Below are 20200 nucleotides of genomic sequence, written 5' to 3' on the forward strand. Positions count from 1 at the left end.
AGCTCCGGACGTCTCTCAACGTTGGCGGCATCATTAGCTCCCGGCCGGAAATATCCGTGAATTTTTGCGGTCTCTTCTGTTTTTTTCACAATGATATTAATTGTGCTGCTGTCAGCCGATGCCAGAATACTGCTGACGGCATTTACGAACGGATCTGATGAACCGAATGTCATTACAGTGTCAATTGTGCTTACCATGCCGGCCGTTACTATCAGGTTGCCCAGATTCGCTCCAACCGTTCCGCCGGCATCATGACCGGGTCCGGGATTATTATACGTCGCCGTCGTTTCGTCAAACGGCAGTGACAGACTGGCCCTGAACTGGGCGTTTGGACCGTAATTATTAGCGTTCGCGTTCGCCACCGTCAGGTTTAACTGAACGCTGTTGATGATATACGGCCGGCCGGCGGCCAGGGTTTCAATATAGGAAAGATCAAAACTGTACAGACCGCGCATCGGATTATTAGCATTATGATCTCCAATCCAGTCTACAGTACCATTAACTACAGTATCTGCCTGATCTCCTCCCCGCAGTGTTACAGACTGCATGACATAACTCGAGTCCACCAGAACGCCGTCGACCCGGAGATCGCCCTGCTGGAAACTGATGAGTTCCGCCGGCGAAACTGACGCCAGTACAACGGCTGCCGCTATGATCCAATTTGTATATTTCATCTTCTTCTCCTTTTAGTTTTGTTTTTCATTAATCACGATTTCTTCTCCATGCCTGCATCAGCACACAGGCTGTCTTTCCTGTTCATTTTGTATGCTTCATCCTCCTCCTTTTGTTTCTGTTTGCCACAAATCACTGTTTTGTATCCTGTTCATGAATCCGGCGCCGGGATAACTGCTGCTGATTATAAATCTCAATTTTTCCGGTTGCCGATCACGGTAAAGTCGACAACCAGCTCTGGGCGGACATCAATGCTCGTAGAGTCATTGGATGCCGGACGGAAATATCTGTTAATGACTCCTTCCTCGGTTGTTTTTTTTACAATCATATGAATTGTACCATCAGCAGATGACAGCGCATTACTGACGGCATTCACAAAAGGGCGTGTTGAAGCAAACGTCAGTTTTTCACCTTTTGTATTTGCCGCTTTGGAAGTAACCATCACTTGAGTCAAGGCTGTTCCAATGGTTCCACCGGCATCATGCCCGATTCCGGGATTGTTAAACGTCGCTGTTGTTTCATCAAACGGCTTTGACAGATTGAGACTGAACTGGTGGTTTCCACCAAACTTATCATTCGCGCGCATCACAGTCAGGTTTAACTGAACGCTGTTGATGATATACGGCTGACCTTTGGCAAGGGTTTTGATATAGGAAAGATCAAAACCGTACAGGCCGCGCATCGGACTGCCGGCACGGGCTCCATTGTCTCCAATCCAGTTTATGAGACCATCAGCCACCTCATCTGCTTGCGTTGTTCCCCGCAGCGACGTAGCTTGTGTAACATAATTTGACATCACCAGAACGCCATCGATCCGGAGATCGCCCTGCCGGAAACTGATAATTTCTGCCGGTGAAACGGATGCCAGCACAACGGCTGCCGCCATGATCCAATTTGTATGCTTCATCTTCTTCTCCTTTTGTTTTTTGTTACCATAACTCTCTGGTTTTCCGCCGGTTCAGGAATTCGCAGATGAATATCAGTCATTAACACCTGAAAAAATAATCAGGCTTACTTTTCGGGGATCAGGAATCACAGTAATGTCAACGAGCAGCTCCGGACGTCTCTCAACGTTGGCGGCATCATTAGCTCCCGGCCGGAAATATCCGTGAATTTTTGCGGTCTCTTCTGTTTTTTTCACAATGATATTAATTGTGCTGCTGTCAGCCGATGCCAGAACATTGCTGACGGCATTTACAAACGGAACTGTTGAACCGAATGTCATTACAGTATCAACTGTGCTTACCATGCCGGCCGTTACATTCAGGTTGCCCAGATTTGCTCCAACCGTTCCGCCGGCAGCATGACCGGGTCCGGGATTGTTATACGTCGCCGTCGTTTCGTCAAACGGCAGTGACAGACTGGCCCTGAACTGGGCGTTTGGACCGTAATTACTAGTGTTCGCGTTCGCCACCGTCAGTTTTAATTGAACACTATTGATGATATACGGCCGGCCGGCGGCCAGGGTTTCAATATAGGAAAGATCAAAACTGTACAGACCGCGCATCGGATTATTGGAAGTATGATCTCCAATCCAGTCTACAGCACCATTAACTACAGTATCTGCCTGCTCTCCTCCCCGCAGCGTTACAGACTGCATGACATAACTCGAGTCCACCAGAACGCCGTCGACCCGGAGATCGCCCTGCTGGAAACTGATGAGTTCCGCCGGCGAAACTGACGCCAGCGCAACGGCTGCCGCTATGATTATTAATTTTGTATACTTCATTTTCTGCTCCCTTCATTTCTCACAGATCGCTATTTCTGCTCCCATTCAGAAACTCCCTCCTGATATGTCTGCAGTAACCGCTGTCGAATTTCGGGGAACTGCGCAGCAAGGTCGTTACATTCACCTGCATCATCATGAATACGATAAAGACCCGTTATGCCTTTTCCTGTAAACCCTTGAGATGCCCGTACCGCTTCATCCACCAGCTTCCATTCGCCCTGCCGGATTCCCCACACATGATGCTCGGCCGGATACGGGAAACGCCATAACAGTGTACGCTTTGGCAGCGCAACCCCTTCCTGCAGCACCGGCAGCAGGTTCAGTCCGTCCAGCAACGCCGGGACAGCCGCACCGGAAGCAGCCAGCGAAGTCGGCAGGAGATCCAAAGAACTCACCGGAACATCCAACCGGCGGCCGGCGGCAATCGTGCCTTTCCATTGAACTGCGAAAGGAACGCGGACCCCGCCCTCCAGCACATCGCCCTTTACTCCGCGCAGCGGACCGTTGTTTGCAGAAGTCACCTTTGTGGGCCCGCCGTTGTCACTTAGAAAATAAATGATCGTGTTCTCTTCCTTCCCGTCTTCCCGCAACGCCTGTAAAACTCTTCCAATCGTATCGTCAAGAGCTGAAACCATGGCCGCATAGATCTGCCGGGGATTTTCCCACGTCTGCCCCCGGCGCGTAATCGGCGGTACCGCTCCCGCCAGATGCTCAAACCGGCTTAAATACTGCTTCGGGGCCTGCAACGGCCCGTGCGGTGCGTTGAATGACAGATATAAAAAGAACGGTTTGTCCGATTCAGCCCGCATAAATTCTATAGCCCGCTCGCCAAACACAAATGTCAGATAGTCCGTAACCACCTGAGGATTCCGGTTACGTTCAATCCTCGGAATACTCTGAGCCCGTCCTTGCGGCAGGTAGTGGCTGCTGCCGCCCAGAAATCCGTAAAACCAGTCAAATCCCCGTTCCAGCGGATGCAGCCCCGGCCCGATTCCCTGATGCCACTTCCCGACCATTCCGGTACGGTACCCGGCATCCCGCATGTATTCCCCGAACATCCGTACACCGGGCGGCACCCCGTGTTCATCAATTGTATGATTTTCTTCTATGCCGCAACGGTTCTGATACCGGCCGGACAGCAATCCGGTACGCGACGGACCGCACTGCGGCGCGGTCACATACCCGGCATCAAATATCACTCCGTTTTGCGCAATCGAATCAATATGCGGAGTCGGGATGTCTTTACACCCGTTAAAGCCGACATCCCCCCAGCCCATATCATCTGCCAAAATCAGCAGCACATTGGGTTGCTGTGCCGCAGTCCGCCCTATTGCCAGAGCCCCGGCACCCGCCATCATCCAGTTACGAAACCGCATTACAACTCCTCCTTCTTAAATTCTCCAAAGGGACGCCCCAGCCCGGCAAGCCCGGCGGAGAGCATTTTTTGCATACGCAGCAACGACGGCTCATATGCCGGATCAAATGCCAGGTTTTTCTTTTCAAAAGGATCGGAAGACAATCTGTAAAGCTGATCTGAATCGTAATAAGCCGGATACTTTCTTTCATGCCACCGCCGCCACGCCTTGGCCAGATTACGAAACCGGGCGGCGGTCTCTGCCGCGCCCCAGTGCCCGACCGGCAGCCCCAGTTGTTTACCGAAGGCAATATCTGCCGGGGTTGGCCGAAGCGCTATATATTTCCACTCCCCGTCTGTGATCGCGCGGCTGCATCCGAATTCCAGCAATACATGGTTGCGGATTGAGTTCCGCCGGCCGGTCCAAACCTCCAGCTGGCTCACCCCGTCTTCACACATATTCTGTGCGGGCTGCACTCCGACGGCATCCAGCAGTGTTGGCGCAAAGTCAACATTGGCCACCAGCGCATCACTTTCGCTGCCGGCGGTGATCCGTCCCGGCCAGCGCACAATCAACGGCACATTACATCCACGTTCATAGGTATGAAACTTGCCCCACGTGGCATTGTCACTGAAAAAAATTACCAGTGTATTGTCCGCAACGCCCAGCTCATCCAGCCGGTCAAGCACTGCGCCGACTCCGTCATCAAGCCACAGGCAATAATCCGCGCCGTACTTTAGACAGGCCTGTTCCGGATCAATCTGAATGGGAATTCCGGCCTCGTTGAGCCGGGCATAAATATCCGCACGGGGACGCATCACATCAGGGACGCTGTCAAGCAGGCCTCCCGGAGTGATCCGTTCGCTGCCAGACAGCGGAGCAAAGTCTTTCGCTGCGCCGCATGGATTATGCAACAGTGTTGTGGCCATCCATAAAAAGAACGGCTCGTCCTCTGACTTTTGCGCATCAAGAAAATCCAGCGCACCCTGCACTGTCCATTCCATATTTTGAGCATTCAGTCCATCCACATACGACTGCGGTTCGCCCACATTATCCCAATAGACAGATGCCGCATAATCAAATCCAACCCGTTGCAGCCACTGCTTCATCGCCTGCTGATTCTCGCGCAATACTTTATCGACTTCAGGATCGCCCAACCGCCCGAGACCGGACACCGGATGAATTCCGACCTCTTCAGATGAATGCGGTCCCAAATGCCATTTCCCGACAAATCCGGTACGATACCCGGCAGACTTCAGGATACGCGGCAGCGTCGGCCGGTCAGGATCCAGCACAATGGCCTGATTGGTCAGATAGGCCTGCTGCCCCGGCGGATTCACCGCGTAAGACGCTTTTGATTCGCACCGGCTGGCCAGCCGGCCGGTCATAATCGCATACCGGCTGGGCGCGCAACTGCTTGTCGTACAATAAGCCCGGCGAAAAAGCATCCCTTCCTTTGCCAGTCGATCGATATTCGGGGTCAGAACATTTCCTCCGTACGCTCCAATGGTTGCAAAATCCTGATCATCTGTGATTATCAGCAGTATGTTGGGCTGCTCCGATGCCCCGGCACACTGAAAAACAGGAGCCAATCCGAACAACCAGGCCAAACCGGATATTTTCCTTCTAACCTTTGGCAGCATCTCTCTGATCACACCTCTCATGGAATATTTCCGCTTCATATCAAACTACCTTTTATTATCACTCCGGCATTTCATTATCAGACACCACCGTATTGTCACACTGGTTTGATATATAAATCGCGGACGTCATCGGGCGAGTATCGGTAATCCGGTTGCCGGTAATGGTAACATCTGCGGCTTCATCCGCAAAAATCGCATAAGTTTGCTCCGGAATCCAGAATCCGGCGGCATCCTGATTGCCAATGACATTGGAACGGACCCGCACGTCTTCCATATTCTCTAGGGATATCGCGCAACGCGACCAGTCCAGAATCGTGTTGTGAGCAATTTCTACGTTACGATGCAGGCGTTGACGACAACGCTTTCCGGTCCCCATGATGCCGAACTCAATAGAGCCTCGCCTCTGCTGCTGAACAGCCGAACCAGTGACACAACGTACAATCGTGTTGCTGAGAACGCGTATGTTGCGATTATCAAATCCTGTTGAAAATGCATTACAATTGTTTTCGCCCCAAATCGCCTGATCGCTCAGATTACTGAAGGTGTTGCCTTCAATCACACCGCCATAGGAGCGGAAAATACAGCCGATGCGGCGTGAGTTCCGGAACGTGCAATTGCGGACATACGCATCGGGATGCATTAACGCTTCAATAAAAAACTGCGTACTATCGTTTTCGCGCCCGGGATATATCAAGCCCAGATCCCGATCAACCGTTACTTTGATCAGCTTATCATCGCCCAGATTCACCGTCTCCAGTCCGGTTACACCATAGGTGCCGTATGACATTGCTTCCGTCGGGTTGTAATGCACCATCGTGCTGCCGTTGGTCAACAGAGCAGCCGGGTCTCCGCTATACGCATAAAACTGATTCGAGTTGATCTGGCTGTGCACATCGACCGGGTAGTTGGCGCAATTGACCGCGTCATCCATCATTCCCTCCGTTTCACAGCCTTCAATCCAAAACCCCGTTGCATCGCCGCCGCCGACATATCCGCCGCAGGGATTCGATGTTAAGCGCCCGTCTTTTAACACACTGGAACAGCGCAAAAAACTAAGCCTGTCGTTCCAGCGGCCGATAAAATGGTTCCCGCTGGCCCCGTAATTTCGAATCCGTTCAAATGTAATATTGCTGCAACGGCGCGCAGTAAGCACATGCATGCGGTAACTGGCGTTTTTCACCATCACGTCTCCCGGCTCAAAATCGGCAATGCGGTTCCAGTGCTTCGGATCCAGGTACAGCCGGTATTGATTACTGCCCAAACCAGTCACGGCCGTAGTCAGCTCATAAAAATTGTTCACATTGACTTTCAGGCTCCCGGGCGAATTTGTATCCATTAATGCGCCCCAGTAACGGAAATGCGCATTACTGATCGCCGGATCGGTCGGCGGCAAATACCCGCTCCACGGCTCAAATACAAAGGTTCCGGTGTCTGCATCGGTAGATATGATAGAACCTGTTGTATGCGTCAACGGCCGGCCTTGTTCATCAATATAGTCAATATTAAATCCCGTGACTGTCATCTCTGAACACCGCAATAGATTCATAAAACCGCTGTTCGGATTGCGAAATAAAAACTCCGCGCCCCCGCCGTCGATATAGATTTTGGAAACGTTACGAAAATCAAACAGATACGTCTCATCCGGAAGATCCAGCTCATAGGTGCCCGCGCTGAAAACCAGTCGAGACGGCGTGTCCGCCGCCGCAGCGGAAATCGTATTCCGAATCTCTTGAACGGTGTTGTCTGGATGCACGCTGTAAACTTTGTTTGGCCGTCTTACCCTGAACGTTCTCTCCTGAGACCACTCGCCCAGCCTCCCGTCGACATATTGCGGGCGTACCCGCCACCAGTAATCCCGGTTAACATCCAGCGCTTCCAGCGGAACGTACCGCGGAACAGGAATAGAATCCTGATCGACCAGCTCTGAAAAATCTTCAATCGTTGTGATTTTAATTTCATAGCGATCCGCCGTTGCATCTGCCTCCCATTTAAATTGCGGATGAGTCATAAAAGTAACCGCATTATCTGCCGGTTCTCTTAACTCGATCTGTCCGTTAACGGCAGCATCAACTAGAAAGTAGAAGATCATCACATATCTCGCTATAATAAATTGTATTTTTTTGTTATTTAATAAATTATATCCAGCATTCCAATAATAATAATATCAATAATCAATATCATGTAAAGTGTAATTTTATGAAACACTCTAACATTTAAGACAAGGTAGATTGTAAAAGAACGTGTCCGGTTGAAACCGGACACGTTCCATGCTGATGTTCCTTTCCTTAATTTTAGTTGAATGAAGAAGGGTTCATTCCAGCATGGGATTTCCGCGCCTCCAACAACCGGACACTTGCTTTTACAATCTACCTCCGGCGCTGCCGCACCGCCTCATAAAGCAGAATCGCCGCTGAAACGGACACATTCAGCGAATCATTTTTGCCGCACATCGGGATTTTAATTTTTTCGGCAGCGGGATTTTTCCAAAGATCTGTAAGCCCGGTGTCTTCCGCGCCGACAACGATAGCTGCCGGTTTGGTAAAATCGCAAGCGGTATAAATTTTTTCCGCCGCCGGCAGCGCGGCAAATACCGTAATATTTTTCCGGCGCAGGAATTCAACGGTCTCTTCTGCCGTCGCTTCAGCTACCGGCAGATAAAACAGTGTACCAACGCTGGCGCGAATGACATTCGGATTATTCAGGTCCGTCGCCGGATTGCAGACAATTACCGCATCCGCACCGGCGCCGTCGGCAGAGCGCAGCAATGCGCCGAGATTGCCGGGTTTTTCAAGACCCTCCGCAACCAGGATCAGCGGAATTTCCGGAAGTTCAAGTTCTTCCAGTGTTTGGCCAACCAGCGGTCCGACCGCCAGTACGCCGTCGGGATTTTCGCGGTAGGTGATTTTATCAAACACCGCCGGCGGACATTCAAAAATGTTCGTTGCCGGAAACCTGGCGGTGATCGCTGTATTTCCTAATTCATGACAAAGCCAGAGCTCAGCCGGTACCCAGCCGTTTTCAACTGCGCGCTGTACTTCACGAATACCTTCGATGACCGTTAATTTCTCCGTCCGGCGCGCCGCAGCTTTACGCTGCAGTTTGGCAATCCGTTTTACGCGAAGATTTTGAACGCTGGTTATTTGTTCCATAAAACCCAATTAAACACGGAACCTGCAGTTCAGCAAGCCGTAACCAAAGTTGAAAACAGCTCCGGATACGGAGCCGATAACTCTGAACTGTATCATTGACCGCCGCACTGCCGGCGGCTATTCTGGCGCGTCATTTTTTGAAAACCAAAGGATTGTGTTATGGCAATGATGATTCATTTTCGGAAACTGGTTCAATCGCGGGTGATTTGGTATATCATTCTCGGTGTAATCGTAATTTCATTTGTCGGCTTTTTTACCCCGTCACTCAAATTCGGCGGCCGGCAGCAGAAAATCTATGCAGGTAAATTGTACGGTAAAAAAATTACAATGCAGGAATTTTCGAATGCCTACAGCAGTGCCTACCTCTGGCAGATTCTTTCTTCCGGCCGCATGATCAGCCAGAGCGCCGAAGTCGTCGAAATGATCCGGCACGAAGCCTGGCTGCGCATTGCCGCGCTTAAAAAAGCGGAACAGGAAAAAATTGCGGCAGGCAATGAAGAAATCGTAATGAACATTCAGCGGTTTCCATTATTCGTTAATCCGCAAACAGGAGTGTTTGATTCCGGTTATTACCGCGCGCTGCTGCAGCAGATTGGCGTCAGCCCGAACACGGTGGAAGCGCTCTTTCGCGAACAGCTGATTCTGTCCAAACTCTATTTTCGCAACACACAGGCTGCGCTGATTCCGCCGTCTGAACTGAGCCGCGCCTATCACGTTTATACCGATCTTTTTACCGTCGATTACGCTATACTCGCGCGTGCCGCCGTTGAAAACGATGTTGCTGTCACGCGCGATCAGGCCGAAGAATTTTATGTGCTCTATCCTGAGCAGTTCCGCATTCCGGAGCGCATTCGCGTTTCATATATTGAAATTCCGGTGAACAGTTTTTTTGGCGAAGTTGAGCTGACCGATGAAGAAATGCTGCAGCACTATACGCGCAACCTTGAACAGTATCGTGCCGATACAACCAACGAAACCGGTGCAGTGGAATATAAAGATTTTGATGCTGTAAAAGATAAAATTGCTGCCGAGCTGCGCGCCGCCGGCGCACGGCGTCTGGCTGCCGGACGTGCCGCCGATCTCGTTGCTGAAATGACACCGAGGACGGACGGCAGTGAGCCGACGTTCAGGGAAACCGTGACCGCCGCAGGATTTGAAATTAAAACACTGCCGCCGTTCGGTGCGACTGACGAAGTGAAGGGCATTGATGCCACTTCAAATTTTCGACAGCAGGCGCTTGCGCTTCAGCCCGATTCTTATAGCTCCTACAGCGATCCCGTGGTCGGCAGAGATTTTGTCTACATTATTTCACTTGGACAGCGTTACGATTCATTCATTCCTTCGTTCGACGTCGTCGCAAGTGATGCCTCTGAAAAAGCCAAAGCTAAAGCTGTCAATGAAGCGCTTACCCGCCGTGCGCTTGAAATTTACGGAACGCTCGTCACCAAAATCGCCGCCGGCGAAACGTTTGGTGCTGCGATCAATGAATTTAATCTTGATCCTGTCACCACGCCAGAATTCAGCATGATGTCTGATCTTGACGATCCGAATGCTGCCGCAATTATGCCGCTCTGTATCAATGCGCAGAAAGGCGAAGTGTGCGAACCGGCGCCGGTCGCCGACGGTGTTCTGATTGCGTACATTGCTGATCGTAAAGCGATCGACAGTGAAGTCGGCCTCACCGGCATGCGTGAAGAACTGGTTCACATGATGGAGAACTCCCGCGCACAGCAGCTCGCCGCATCCTGGCGCAATGCGCTGCTGGTCGAGGCTGAATTTGAAGAAACGCTGCCGCAATAAAATTAATCCGGTCAAAGGTTTGAAGGTCGAAGGTCAAAAGTCCATTTGACTTTCGACCTTTGACTTTTAGATTTCCAACCATGAATTCGCTCATTGATCACACTTTGCTGAAAGCGGACGCAACGGAAGAACAAATCCGGCGGCTTTGCGACGAGGCCCGTGAATTCAAATTTGCTGCCGTTTGTGTAAATCCGTTTTATGTCCCGCTTGTTCATTCATTGCTGCAGGGCAGCGGAGTGAAAACCTGTTCTGTCATTTGCTTTCCGCTGGGCGCCGTCAGTACGCCGGAAAAAGCCGCCGCCGCCCGCACTGCAATTTCCGGCGGTGCACAGGAAGTTGATATGGTTATGAATATCGGCGCATTGAAAGACCGGCGCGACGGGTTTGTCCGTGCCGATATTTCCGCTGTTGCCGGAATCTGTCATGCCGCCGGTGCGCTGCTGAAAGTTATTTTAGAAACCGGACTGCTGACAGACGAAGAAAAGGAGCGCGCCTGTAAACTCTGTATTGAAGCGTCCGTTGATTTTGTAAAAACTTCCACCGGGTTTGGCGCCGGCGTTGCGATGGTGGAAGACGTGATGCTCATGTCAAACATTGTAAAAAGCGCCGGCCTCGGCGTTAAGGCCTCCGGCGGAATCCGTACGCTCGCCGCTGTTCAGGAAATGACTGTCGCCGGTGCGACGCGCATCGGCACCAGCTCCGGCGTGGCGATTATGAAAGAAATACAAACCGCTAATAAACACTGATTAATTCAGTGTATTCCGTGGTAAAACATCAGTGTCGATCAGTGAAGATGAGTGGTTCATAAAAAATGGAAAAAGAACGGCTTTCTAAAATTATGGCTGCGCGCGGACTTTGTTCGCGCCGTGAGGCTGACCGGTATATTGAGCGCGGTTTAGTCTTTGTCGATGGCAAGCGCATCACTGAGCTGGGGACCAAAATTTTTTCTGATCAAAAAGTTGAACTCGCGCGCGAAGCGCGTCAGCGGCAGTCTGCACAGGCAACCATCCTTTTAAATAAACCGGTCGGTTATGTTTCCGGTCAGGCAGAGGACGGCTATGAGCCGGCTCAGGTTTTAATCACCGCCGGTAACCGATGGAGCGGTGACACGTCGCCGGAAAAATTTTCTCCGGCGCATCTCAATGGACTTGCCGTCGCCGGACGGCTGGACATTGATTCCACCGGACTGCTGGTGCTTACGCAAAACGGCGCCATGGCGCGCCGGATTATCGGTGAAGATTCAGAAGTAGATAAAGAATACCTCGTGCGCGTGAAAGGCAAAATCAAAACCGGCGGACTAAAACTTTTAAATCACGGACTCAGCCTCGACGGTAAAAAACTGAAACCGGCGCAGGTGAGTTGGCAGAACGACGATCAGTTGCGTTTTGTTCTGCACGAAGGGAAAAAACGGCAGATCCGGCGCATGTGTGAACTGGTCGGACTCACTGTTACCGGACTTAAACGTATTCGCATCGGCCGCGTCCGGCTTGGTAATCTTCCCCGGGGCCGGTGGCGTTATTTGTGTGTTGATGAACAATTTTAAAAAGAGGATTCGATTGATGGCGAGCGTTTCTTAGAATGTGTTTTTGCAACAATAAAAATCCTGTTATCCGGTCAAAAATTCCGCAGTTAAACAAGCTGTGAAAAAAATCCGTTAAAGACAAGTTCCGCCGGCAGATTGCGGTCGAACTGGCGCGACATTTCGGCGATGGCGTTTATGCGGCGCAGAACATCGGCGCGCGAGCAGAGCAGGGCCTGCCGTTCGAGGGCTTCAATCTCATCACAAAAATTTAATACGCTGCGATCCTGATCGAGCACAATAATAAGCAGGTCGCGAAACCAGTTCAGAACGGTGCGCAGAATTTCGATGCGTGCTTCAACCACGCGCGCGCCGGTGCGTGCATCGAGCAGTGCACGGAATTCTTTCGCTGAAAGATCATCGGGAATTCCCGGTGTTTCCTCTTGTTCAAATTCCTGGCGCAGTTTTTCAATCAGTCCCGCGAGCCGTGCAGAAAACATCGACGCTTCAATCAGACTCGCCGGCGGCAGTTCACGGAGCAGATCGAGCAGGAAATCTTTCCACTGCCGTGCTGTTTCTTCGTCTTCGGCAGCGACGGAAATCCGCTGGCAGCGCGATAAAATGGTCGGCAGCAGCGCCTGCGGTTCATCGGTTAACAGCAGCAGCAGGCTTTTCGCCGGCGGTTCTTCAAGGGTTTTCAGTAATGCGTTGGCCGCCTGATCCGTCATGCGGCCGGCGGCGAGGATGACGCCGGCTTTCCAGCCGCCGGCAGAGGAGGTTTGCGCCAGTTTACGGATCAGTTCGCGGATGTCTTCGATTACAATCTGCCGGCTTTTGCTCTGCGGTTCGATCCAGAAAATATCCGGATGTGTATGTGTTGTAACCTGCGGATGCTGATTAAAGATGAGATGCAGCAGTTTTTCAGCAAAGCGCAGCGCGGCACCGTGCGGTGCTCCCTGAATTACATAGGCATGCGCAAGCTGTCCGCTCTGCCAGCCGGCTTCAATCCCGGCCCATGCGGTATTAAACTGACTGTTTGAAGAAGACATGATCAATGGTGTTTATAATTTCGGCAGAAGTATCCTGGATTTCCTGCGCGGTGTCGATGATGCGGATGCGCGCCGGATTTTCGGCAGCGAGCTGCAGATAGCCGGCGCGGACTTTTTCGTGAAACGAACGCGCTTCGCGTTCAAACCGGTCGGCGGATTCACCGGCGGCGGCGTAGCGTTTCGCAATACGCGCAAAGCCGGTTTCCACCGGCAGATCGAGCAGCAGTGTTAAATCCGGCAGTGTGCCGGCAATGGTAAATTCGTTAATCGCTTTTACCTCGTCTACCGGCAGGCCGCGCGCGAAGCCCTGATAGGCAACCGTTGAGTCAATAAAGCGGTCGCAGATGACCCAGATTCCGGCGGCGAGATTCGGTTTAATGATTTTTTCAACCAGCTGATTGCGGCTCGCCTCAAACAGCAGCAGTTCGGCGCGCTCACACGGTGCCTCGCCGGCGGCGTTATGCTGCAGCAGATCGCGGATCGCTTCGCCGAGCGCGGTGCCGCCGGGTTCGCGCGTGTAAATGGCGTGTATACCGTGTGTTTTTTTCAGCCAGTCGATCAGCAGTTTAGCCTGGGTCGATTTTCCTGAACCTTCTGGTCCTTCTAATGTGATAAATTTTCCGCGCATAATTTCCTTTTATGAATCGCGGATTTCACGGATGAACACGGATTGTTTTTGATCCGTTTATATCTGTGCTGTCCGCGGTAAAAAATCTTTCCTTTTATAAGGGGAATGAACACCAATTGAAAGTTGAATTCTTGCGGTGCGCGGATTAGTATTTATTTGTGGTTAAATTAATAAAAATTCTGTCCGGTGTTCTGATTCTGGTCGCACTGATTTTCGTCGCCGGCACACTGTTTTACGGCACGAAAAGCATTCATGATATTTTACACGAAAATAAAAAACTGCAGCAGTCTCTGTCATATCTGACAACGGAAGACCAGATTGGTTTTGCCAAAGTGATTCAACGTGAAGTCCGCGCCGGACAGGTTTTTTCAACCATTCGTTTCGTAGAAACCGCGCGCGATAATAAACTGGCGCCGGTGCTGGTGCGCGAATATGAAATCGAGGGCGATACCGTTTATTTTGACGCGCTGATTGTAACGTTTTCCGATCAGGCAGTGATGGACGGTAAGGCGCGCGCACTCTATTTGTGGCGCCGTGTGTACGGTGAAAGTCAATCGCCGGCGGACGGCTTTATGATCGAAGAACCCGGCGCGCCGCCGGCGCGTTATGACGATCTGCTGCACCGCCTGAAATTATCCGACCGGCAGTTATTCTGGAAGGCGATTTGGGATCTCTCGAACGATCCCGATGCGCTGCAGCGTTACGGCATTAAAGCCATTTACGGTAATGCGGTGTATAAAAAACTGCAGCCCGGTTTGATTTACGTTTTTAAAATCAGCGCCGCCGGGCAGGTGTATCCCGAAACGGTTCCCGATCTTTAATCAGAGCCCGTTTCAGGAGGCATCAGGTCAACGTTATCGAGTTAATTTCCCGTACAATTCTTAACCGGCAGCGATTAATTTTTTTATAATACTGTTTGAAATCAGTTGAGTATTCCGTCCGAAACAACCCGTATTATAAGGATAAAACGGATGTGAGCCGGTGAAAGAGATAGTTATTATTTTGATTTGAAATTTAATGTTGATAAATAATACCGGAGGATTTATGGTCGTTACATCCTAAACAAACGGAGCCTTACGATGAACCTTATAAAGGTCTTAGCCTTGTTCCTGTCCGTTCAAATGACCGCCCCGGCGGAACTGGCGCCGGCGGGCATTTTTTCAGATAATGCGATCTTACAACGGAATGAACCGGTGCGTGTCTGGGGAACCGCGACTGCCGGAGAGACAGTAACGGTTGAATTCGCCGGACAGAAAAAAAGTGCAAAAGCAAATTCTGACGGACGCTGGGAGATTACATTAGATCCGATGGATGCGTCAGCCGAATCGCGGGATATGGTGTTTACTTCATCTATCGGCAAAGAACAGGTTACGATTTCTGGTGTCCTGGTCGGTGAAGTCTGGCTCGGCGGTGGACAGTCAAATATGCAGACCCCGATGAATTATTACAGTTCGAGAGAGCAGGGGAATATAATTAAGGACGAGATCGACAGCGCGAATGATCCATTATTGCGGATGGCCACCGTTCCGTATGCCGCGACCCCTGGTAAAGACTCAACGATTGCATGGAAATCGTCTCCGCCGGAAACGATTAGACCATTTTCGGCGACCGGGTATTATTTTGCAAAACATCTGCGTGAAGCATTGAATGTTCCGGTGGGAATTATCGCCTGTTCCGAGGGCAGTGCGGTAGCTGAAACATGGATGAGCAAAGACACTCTGGCAAACACGTCGGATTTTTATCGCACGCTGGAGGCTTATGATTTCATCTTGAACGCGATCGAAAATGGAACTGCAACCGCGGCAATGACCGCATTGACACCGCAAATGCTTCCTTATCAACTATATGATTCTATGTTGACGCGAGTTATTCCGTACACTATCCGCGGTGTGATCTGGTACCAGGGCGAACGGAATGCCAATACGAAAGCCAGTCAGCGGTATTACGATGTTTTTTCGACGTTGATTGAAGAGTGGCGGCAGGATTTTAAAAATCCGGACATGCCGTTTCTGTTTGTTCAATTGGCTTCATACCAGCCGTCAGTAATGAATTTTCATTGGCCGGAGCTGCGTGAAGCGCAATGCAAAGTTGAAGGAGCTGTGACGAATACCGGTATGATTGTGCTGCTGGACGGCGGTGACGAGCAGGAGATTCATCCGCATTCAAAACCGCTGGTTGGCTACCGGTTATCATTGCTGGCACGGAATATGGTTTATGGTGAAACGAATCTGGTCTGCCGCGGACCGCGCCTGGAAAATGCGCAGGTTTCCGGCAAAAAAATTGAACTGACATTTAAAGATTGCGGTGCCGGGCTTGAATTAAGGCCGGAGGGTGTAAATGATTTTGAAATCTGCGGCGAAGACGGCAATTATGTTCCGGCGCAGGCTGAACTTGTGAACGGCAAAGTGGTTGTTTCTGCCGCCGAAGTAAGCGAACCGGAGTATGTCCGTTACGGCTGGCGGCAGTGGGTTGTTCCGATCCTCTACAATCAAGAAGGTCTGCCGGCATCACCATTCCGCACGGACAATTTCAAGGAAACAACATACAATCGCCTTTTTCTGGATGTCGTAATTGGAAAGTGAGCCAGTTATTTTTATGCACGGTATCAGTCCTGTTATTTAAGTGTTTTATGCCAAAATATCCGGTGTCTCAATCACCGGATGCATAAATAATAGGACTGGCATCATTCTCGAATCCATAGTATGACAGGCTGAAGATTAATACTGCTTTCAACAGAAGTGTAAATATCCCAACATTTGATCTTTAATAAACTTTTGTTGAAATCAGCCGAATATTCCGCATTAATTAACGTTTGTTACATACAGAATTTCACCCAATCAAAAGGCAGCGCATGAATCATGAAATTATGACGATAGAAGAGGTCGCAGAGTATCTGCGGGTTTCAGAACGCACGGTGTATGACTGGGCGCAAAAAGGGCAGCTTCCCGGCGGGAAACTCGGCACAACCTGGCGTTTTAAACGTGCTGATATTGAGGGCTGGGTGAACCGTCAGCTTGGAACGCCGGCGGCACCGGCATCGAATTCTCCGGTGACCGGTTTTTCAAAAATTCTTTCCGCTGACCGTATTGTGTTTCTCAACACAACGGCAAAAGAGGAGGCGTTGAAAACACTGTGCGGGGTGCTTGCAACGTCACCGTTGATCCGGAATAAGGTGGAGCTTGAAACCTCAATTTTCCGGCGCGAAGAACTGATGAGCACCGGTATCGGATTCGGCATTGGCGTACCGCATGTCCGGCTTTCGTCGATTTCCGATCTGGTCATGGCACTCGGCATCGCGCGTGAACCGATCACCGATTATTCTTCGCTCGACACGATTCCGGTGCAGATCATTTGTATGGTTGCCGCCGGCAGTTCACAGCACACGCAATACATACGCACGCTGTCGGCAATCAGTTCGCATCTGAAAACGGAGGACGTTCGCCGCGCATTGATTGCGGCGCCGGATGCGGCGACGGCATACAGGCTGTTCGCCGGAACGGAGGCGTAAACAGATGGGTTTGCTGACGATCATCGGTCTGTGTGTGCTGCTGGGTGTTATCGGTGCGTGGGTTTTTCAAAAGCTGCACATTCCGCAGGTTGTCGGTTATATCGTCATCGGTGTGCTGATCGGCGAGAGCGGGTTGCGGATTGTTTCGCAGGCGGATGTGATTGCGCTGCGGCCGTTCAATATGTTTGCGCTCGGGCTGATCGGCTTTCTGGTGGGCGGTGAACTGCAGGGCGGCATTCTTAAAAAATACGGCAAACAGTTTACGCTGATTCTGCTCGGCGAGGGTGTCGCGGCGTTTACGCTCGTCGGATTGTTCACAACGCTGATTATTTATCTTGTCTGTCACGATTTTGTGATGGCGCTTGCCGCCGGCACCGTACTTGGTGCAATTGCTTCCGCCACCGATCCGGCGTCAACAATTGATGTGCTGTGGGAATACCGCACCGCCGGTGTTTTAACCACCGCCATTATCGCTATCGTCGCGCTTGATGATGCACTTGCAATGACACTCTACGCACTCGGTACCAGCACCGCGCAAATGCTCACCTCCGGCGGATCCGAGCTCGGCCGGGAGCTGATCAAAGTGAGTACCGAACTGTTCGGTTCTGTTATACTCGGCCTCGCCGCCGGTTTTGCGCTGAATCTGATTCTCCGTTTTCTGCCGCAAAAAGAGCGGCGGCTCGGGCTCGCGCTCGGCGTCATTCTGTTAACCATCAGCGCCGCAGTGGTTCTCCATATGGACGTTATTCTGGCGACGATGGCGCTCGGCATTCTTTTAATCAACCTTGCCCCGCGCCGGAGTAAAGAGCTGTTTGAGTTGATCCGTTCCTTCTCCTCGCCGATTTATATTCTGTTTTTTGTTCTCGTCGGCGCACGGCTTGGCGTACGCCACATGCCGCCGTGGCTGTGGGGGATCGTTGCGGTGTATGTGATCATGCGCAACTTCGGCAAATGGATCGGATCATACTGGGGCGGGCGGTGGTCAAAAGCAGATGAGCCGGTCACGAAATATCTTGGACTTTCACTCTTCGCACAGGGCGGGGTGGCAGTTGGGTTATCCATCGTTGCCTCACAGCATCTGCAGAATATATTCGTTACCGAAACGCTGTCGCTCGGCGATATGATCATCTTCACTGTCACAGCTACCACGCTTGTCGTTCAGCTCATTGGTCCGCCGTGTACCAAGCTTGCGGTGAAGCTGGCGAAAGAAACCGGCAGAAATATCACCGAAGAAGATGTTATCGCCGAGCTGACGGTGGCTGATGTGGTGAATCCTGATATACAACCGCTGCCGGAAGGACTTCCGCTTCGTGTTGTGCTGCATAATTTTACCGAAAGGGATGAACTCGTTTATCCCGTCGCCTCCTTTGACGGGCGCGTGATCGGCGTTCTAACCTTCGAGACGCTGCGCGAACTGCTCGGTAATCCCGAAAGCTGGCACTGGCTCGTTGCCGGCGATGTCATGCAGCCTGTGGAAGAGAAAGCGACACTCAAAATGAAACTGGCCGATGTGCTCGATGATATGAGCCGCATGCAGCTTGAAGCCATTCCGGTGACACGCGGTGACGGCACCGATACGCCCGCCGGCGTGCTCGACATCCGTTACGCCCGCCGGCGCATCCGTGAAGAACTCGTGCACCGCACCTCGGTTTGCTATTAAAGCCGCCGCGATGCCCTCATCGCATCCTGTACATTTTGAAAGAAATAACGCGACGGCGCCGATATATCTGCGATAGTTTATAAGGTTCTATGGCTTCCAAAATTCCATCTGCATCATATCGTCAACTGTTGAAAATTGCGATTCCGCTGATTGTCACATCCGCGTCGTTTACCATTCAGAATTTTTGCGACCGCATGTTTCTCGCCTGGTACAGTTCCGCAGCTCTACAGGCTGCCGTGCCCGCCGGAGTGCTGGCTTTCACACTGATCTGTGGATTCATGGCAATGGTTGCATTTGCCAACACTCTGGTTGCACAATATTACGGCACCGGCGATCTGCACAGCTGCAGCCGCTCTGTTGCACAGGCGGTGCTGCTTTCAATATGCACGTTTCCGCTGATTCTGCTTTTAATTCCTGTCGGACTGGGGCTGTTAAATGTCAGCGGTCATGCGCCGGATGTGCTGTTTGAAGAGAGACGATACTTCATGATCATGATGTTTTCCGGCCTGAGCATCACGCTGAATGCCGCTATCAGCAGTTTTTTTTCCGGGCGCGGCATTACGCGCATCATCATGGTTACGGCGATTCTCTCTACGCTTGTAAATATTATTTTGAACTGGCTGTTGATTTTTGGACACGGCCCGTTTCCGGAAATGGGAATTGCCGGCGCCGGAATTGCATCTGTGATTGCCACGTTTGTATCGCCGGTGATCATGTTATGCCTCTATTTCTCCAAAGAGGCCGATCGCGATTATCACACGCGCCGGCTGTTCAAATTCGATGCGCCGCTTTTCCGGCGGCTGCTCCGGTTCGGCATACCGTCCGGCGTTCATATGGTGCTTGATATGGCGTCATTTACTGTGTTTGTGCTGCTCATCGGCCGGCTGGGGGAAACTGCATTTGTCGCCGCTAATATTGTGCTGAGTGTGAATCATATTTCATTCATGCCGTCCATCGGAATCGGACAGGCGGCGGCTACGCTTGTCGGGCAGCACATCGGACGCGGTAACTATTCCGGCGCATCGCGCTCCGGCTGGCACGCCGTGCAAATCGGCTGGATCTATACAGCGTTTGCCGCCGCAACGTTTCTGCTGTTTCCCGAATTTTACGTTGAACTTTTTTCGCGCAGCGACAGCATTCCATTTGATGAAGTTTTCGGCGTAGCGCGCATCCTGCTGATTTTCGCTGCGGCGTGGGGGCTCATGGACTCAACCACCATCATCCTCGCCGGTGCATTGCGCGGCGCCGGCGACACCCATTTTGTTATGTGGTTTATGACCAGCGCGGCCTGGTTTTTCTTTGCACTTGGTGAATTTGTTATCATTGTGCTGCTCAATCTCGGGATCTATGTTGCATGGGGCTGGATGGTGTTCTACATCTGTATTCTCTGCACTGGATTTATAATGCGGTTCCGCTCAACCCGCTGGCATAATATCCAGCTGATAGAACATCATTTGTAAAAAGGTGGAACGCGAGTTCCGGGCGCGT

At 51.4% G+C, this 20200-nt stretch carries 17 protein-coding genes; 8 read left to right on the forward strand and 9 right to left on the reverse strand.

The genetic code is table 11. The features are described 5' to 3' along the window. From WC959_09480 to WC959_09510, 7 genes are all read right to left on the reverse strand, one after another. Nucleotides 1–674, reverse strand: a 674-nt coding sequence (locus tag WC959_09480; protein MFA5689360.1) for a hypothetical protein, incomplete at its 3' end; no start/stop codon positions are given. A 191-nt stretch (nt 675–865) separates the two neighbouring features. Continuing rightward, entirely contained in the window at nt 866–1579 is a 714-nt protein-coding gene (locus WC959_09485; GenBank protein ID MFA5689361.1) for a hypothetical protein, read from the reverse strand. Nucleotides 1580–1651: 72 nt separating this feature from the next. Continuing rightward, nucleotides 1652–2401, reverse strand: coding sequence for a hypothetical protein (locus tag WC959_09490; GenBank protein MFA5689362.1), 750 nt, complete (start codon nt 2399–2401; stop codon nt 1652–1654). 29 nt (nt 2402–2430) lie between these two features. Further along, nucleotides 2431–3777 carry a sulfatase-like hydrolase/transferase gene (locus WC959_09495; protein MFA5689363.1) on the reverse strand — a complete coding sequence of 449 codons (1347 nt, stop codon included), beginning with the start codon at nt 3775–3777 and terminating at the stop codon, nt 2431–2433. Beyond that, nucleotides 3777–5366: a sulfatase-like hydrolase/transferase gene (locus WC959_09500; protein MFA5689364.1), complete on the reverse strand. Its 1590-nt coding sequence runs from the start codon at nt 5364–5366 to the stop codon at nt 3777–3779. The genes WC959_09495 and WC959_09500 overlap by 1 nt, the downstream gene beginning before the upstream one ends. Nucleotides 5367–5457: 91 nt before the next feature. Next, nucleotides 5458–7488, reverse strand: a complete 2031-nt coding sequence (locus WC959_09505) for a right-handed parallel beta-helix repeat-containing protein (protein ID MFA5689365.1) — start codon at nt 7486–7488, stop codon at nt 5458–5460. A gap of 277 nt (nt 7489–7765) precedes the next feature. Beyond that, nucleotides 7766–8548 carry an RNA methyltransferase gene (locus tag WC959_09510; GenBank protein MFA5689366.1) on the reverse strand — a complete coding sequence of 261 codons (783 nt, stop codon included), beginning with the start codon at nt 8546–8548 and terminating at the stop codon, nt 7766–7768. A 159-nt stretch (nt 8549–8707) separates the two neighbouring features. Here WC959_09510 and WC959_09515 point away from each other — a divergent pair, with 159 nt between their 5' ends. The 3 genes from WC959_09515 (at nt 8708) to WC959_09525 (ending at nt 11891) form a co-directional block, all read left to right on the forward strand. Then, complete coding sequence (locus tag WC959_09515; GenBank protein MFA5689367.1) at nt 8708–10348, forward strand: SurA N-terminal domain-containing protein; 1641 nt, start codon at nt 8708–8710, stop codon at nt 10346–10348. Between the two features lie 80 nt (nt 10349–10428). Next, nucleotides 10429–11094 carry a deoxyribose-phosphate aldolase gene (deoC, locus tag WC959_09520; protein MFA5689368.1) on the forward strand — a complete coding sequence of 222 codons (666 nt, stop codon included), beginning with the start codon at nt 10429–10431 and terminating at the stop codon, nt 11092–11094. A 65-nt stretch (nt 11095–11159) separates the two neighbouring features. Continuing rightward, nucleotides 11160–11891 (forward strand): pseudouridine synthase, encoded by a 732-nt coding sequence (locus WC959_09525; protein MFA5689369.1) that lies wholly within the window; start codon nt 11160–11162, stop codon nt 11889–11891. 86 nt (nt 11892–11977) lie between these two features. Here WC959_09525 and WC959_09530 read toward each other — a convergent pair whose 3' ends face one another. Beyond that, nucleotides 11978–12916 (reverse strand): hypothetical protein, encoded by a 939-nt coding sequence (locus tag WC959_09530; GenBank protein ID MFA5689370.1) that lies wholly within the window; start codon nt 12914–12916, stop codon nt 11978–11980. Next, nucleotides 12891–13544, reverse strand: a complete 654-nt coding sequence (gene tmk, locus WC959_09535; protein ID MFA5689371.1) for a dTMP kinase — start codon at nt 13542–13544, stop codon at nt 12891–12893. The genes WC959_09530 and tmk overlap by 26 nt, the downstream gene beginning before the upstream one ends. Before the next feature lie 158 nt (nt 13545–13702). Between tmk and WC959_09540 the strand changes: the two genes are divergently transcribed. The 5 genes from WC959_09540 to WC959_09560 all read left to right on the forward strand — a co-directional run bounded on the left by WC959_09540 (nt 13703) and on the right by WC959_09560 (nt 20172). Continuing rightward, on the forward strand, nt 13703–14365 hold the full coding sequence (locus WC959_09540) for a hypothetical protein (GenBank protein ID MFA5689372.1): 663 nt from the start codon (nt 13703–13705) through the stop codon (nt 14363–14365). A 258-nt stretch (nt 14366–14623) separates the two neighbouring features. Next, nucleotides 14624–16126, forward strand: coding sequence for a sialate O-acetylesterase (locus WC959_09545; protein ID MFA5689373.1), 1503 nt, complete (start codon nt 14624–14626; stop codon nt 16124–16126). A gap of 269 nt (nt 16127–16395) precedes the next feature. Further along, nucleotides 16396–17052, forward strand: a complete 657-nt coding sequence (locus tag WC959_09550; protein MFA5689374.1) for a PTS sugar transporter subunit IIA — start codon at nt 16396–16398, stop codon at nt 17050–17052. Between the two features lie 4 nt (nt 17053–17056). Continuing rightward, on the forward strand, nt 17057–18712 hold the full coding sequence (locus WC959_09555; GenBank protein MFA5689375.1) for a cation:proton antiporter: 1656 nt from the start codon (nt 17057–17059) through the stop codon (nt 18710–18712). An 89-nt stretch (nt 18713–18801) separates the two neighbouring features. Continuing rightward, on the forward strand, nt 18802–20172 hold the full coding sequence (locus WC959_09560) for an MATE family efflux transporter (protein MFA5689376.1): 1371 nt from the start codon (nt 18802–18804) through the stop codon (nt 20170–20172). Nucleotides 20173–20200: the final 28 nt, after the last annotated feature.

It is taken from the genome of Kiritimatiellales bacterium (assembly GCA_041656295.1).
Lineage (GTDB): Bacteria > Verrucomicrobiota > Kiritimatiellia > Kiritimatiellales > Tichowtungiaceae > Tichowtungia.

Bases quoted from the DNA above. Each gene is read 5' to 3' on its own strand.
- WC959_09485 (MFA5689361.1), bottom strand. From the start codon at position 1,579: ATGAAGCATACAAATTGGATCATGGCGGCAGCCGTTGTGCTGGCATCC.
- WC959_09490 (MFA5689362.1), bottom strand. From the start codon at position 2,401: ATGAAGTATACAAAATTAATAATCATAGCGGCAGCCGTTGCGCTGGCG.
- WC959_09495 (MFA5689363.1), bottom strand. From the start codon at position 3,777: ATGCGGTTTCGTAACTGGATGATGGCGGGTGCCGGGGCTCTGGCAATA.
- WC959_09505 (MFA5689365.1), bottom strand. From the start codon at position 7,488: ATGATCTTCTACTTTCTAGTTGATGCTGCCGTTAACGGACAGATCGAG.
- WC959_09510 (MFA5689366.1), bottom strand. From the start codon at position 8,548: ATGGAACAAATAACCAGCGTTCAAAATCTTCGCGTAAAACGGATTGCC.
- WC959_09515 (MFA5689367.1), top strand. From the start codon at position 8,708: ATGGCAATGATGATTCATTTTCGGAAACTGGTTCAATCGCGGGTGATT.
- deoC (MFA5689368.1), top strand. From the start codon at position 10,429: ATGAATTCGCTCATTGATCACACTTTGCTGAAAGCGGACGCAACGGAA.
- WC959_09525 (MFA5689369.1), top strand. From the start codon at position 11,160: ATGGAAAAAGAACGGCTTTCTAAAATTATGGCTGCGCGCGGACTTTGT.
- WC959_09530 (MFA5689370.1), bottom strand. From the start codon at position 12,916: ATGTCTTCTTCAAACAGTCAGTTTAATACCGCATGGGCCGGGATTGAA.
- tmk (MFA5689371.1), bottom strand. From the start codon at position 13,544: ATGCGCGGAAAATTTATCACATTAGAAGGACCAGAAGGTTCAGGAAAA.
- WC959_09545 (MFA5689373.1), top strand. From the start codon at position 14,624: ATGAACCTTATAAAGGTCTTAGCCTTGTTCCTGTCCGTTCAAATGACC.
- WC959_09550 (MFA5689374.1), top strand. From the start codon at position 16,396: ATGAATCATGAAATTATGACGATAGAAGAGGTCGCAGAGTATCTGCGG.
- WC959_09555 (MFA5689375.1), top strand. From the start codon at position 17,057: ATGGGTTTGCTGACGATCATCGGTCTGTGTGTGCTGCTGGGTGTTATC.
- WC959_09560 (MFA5689376.1), top strand. From the start codon at position 18,802: ATGGCTTCCAAAATTCCATCTGCATCATATCGTCAACTGTTGAAAATT.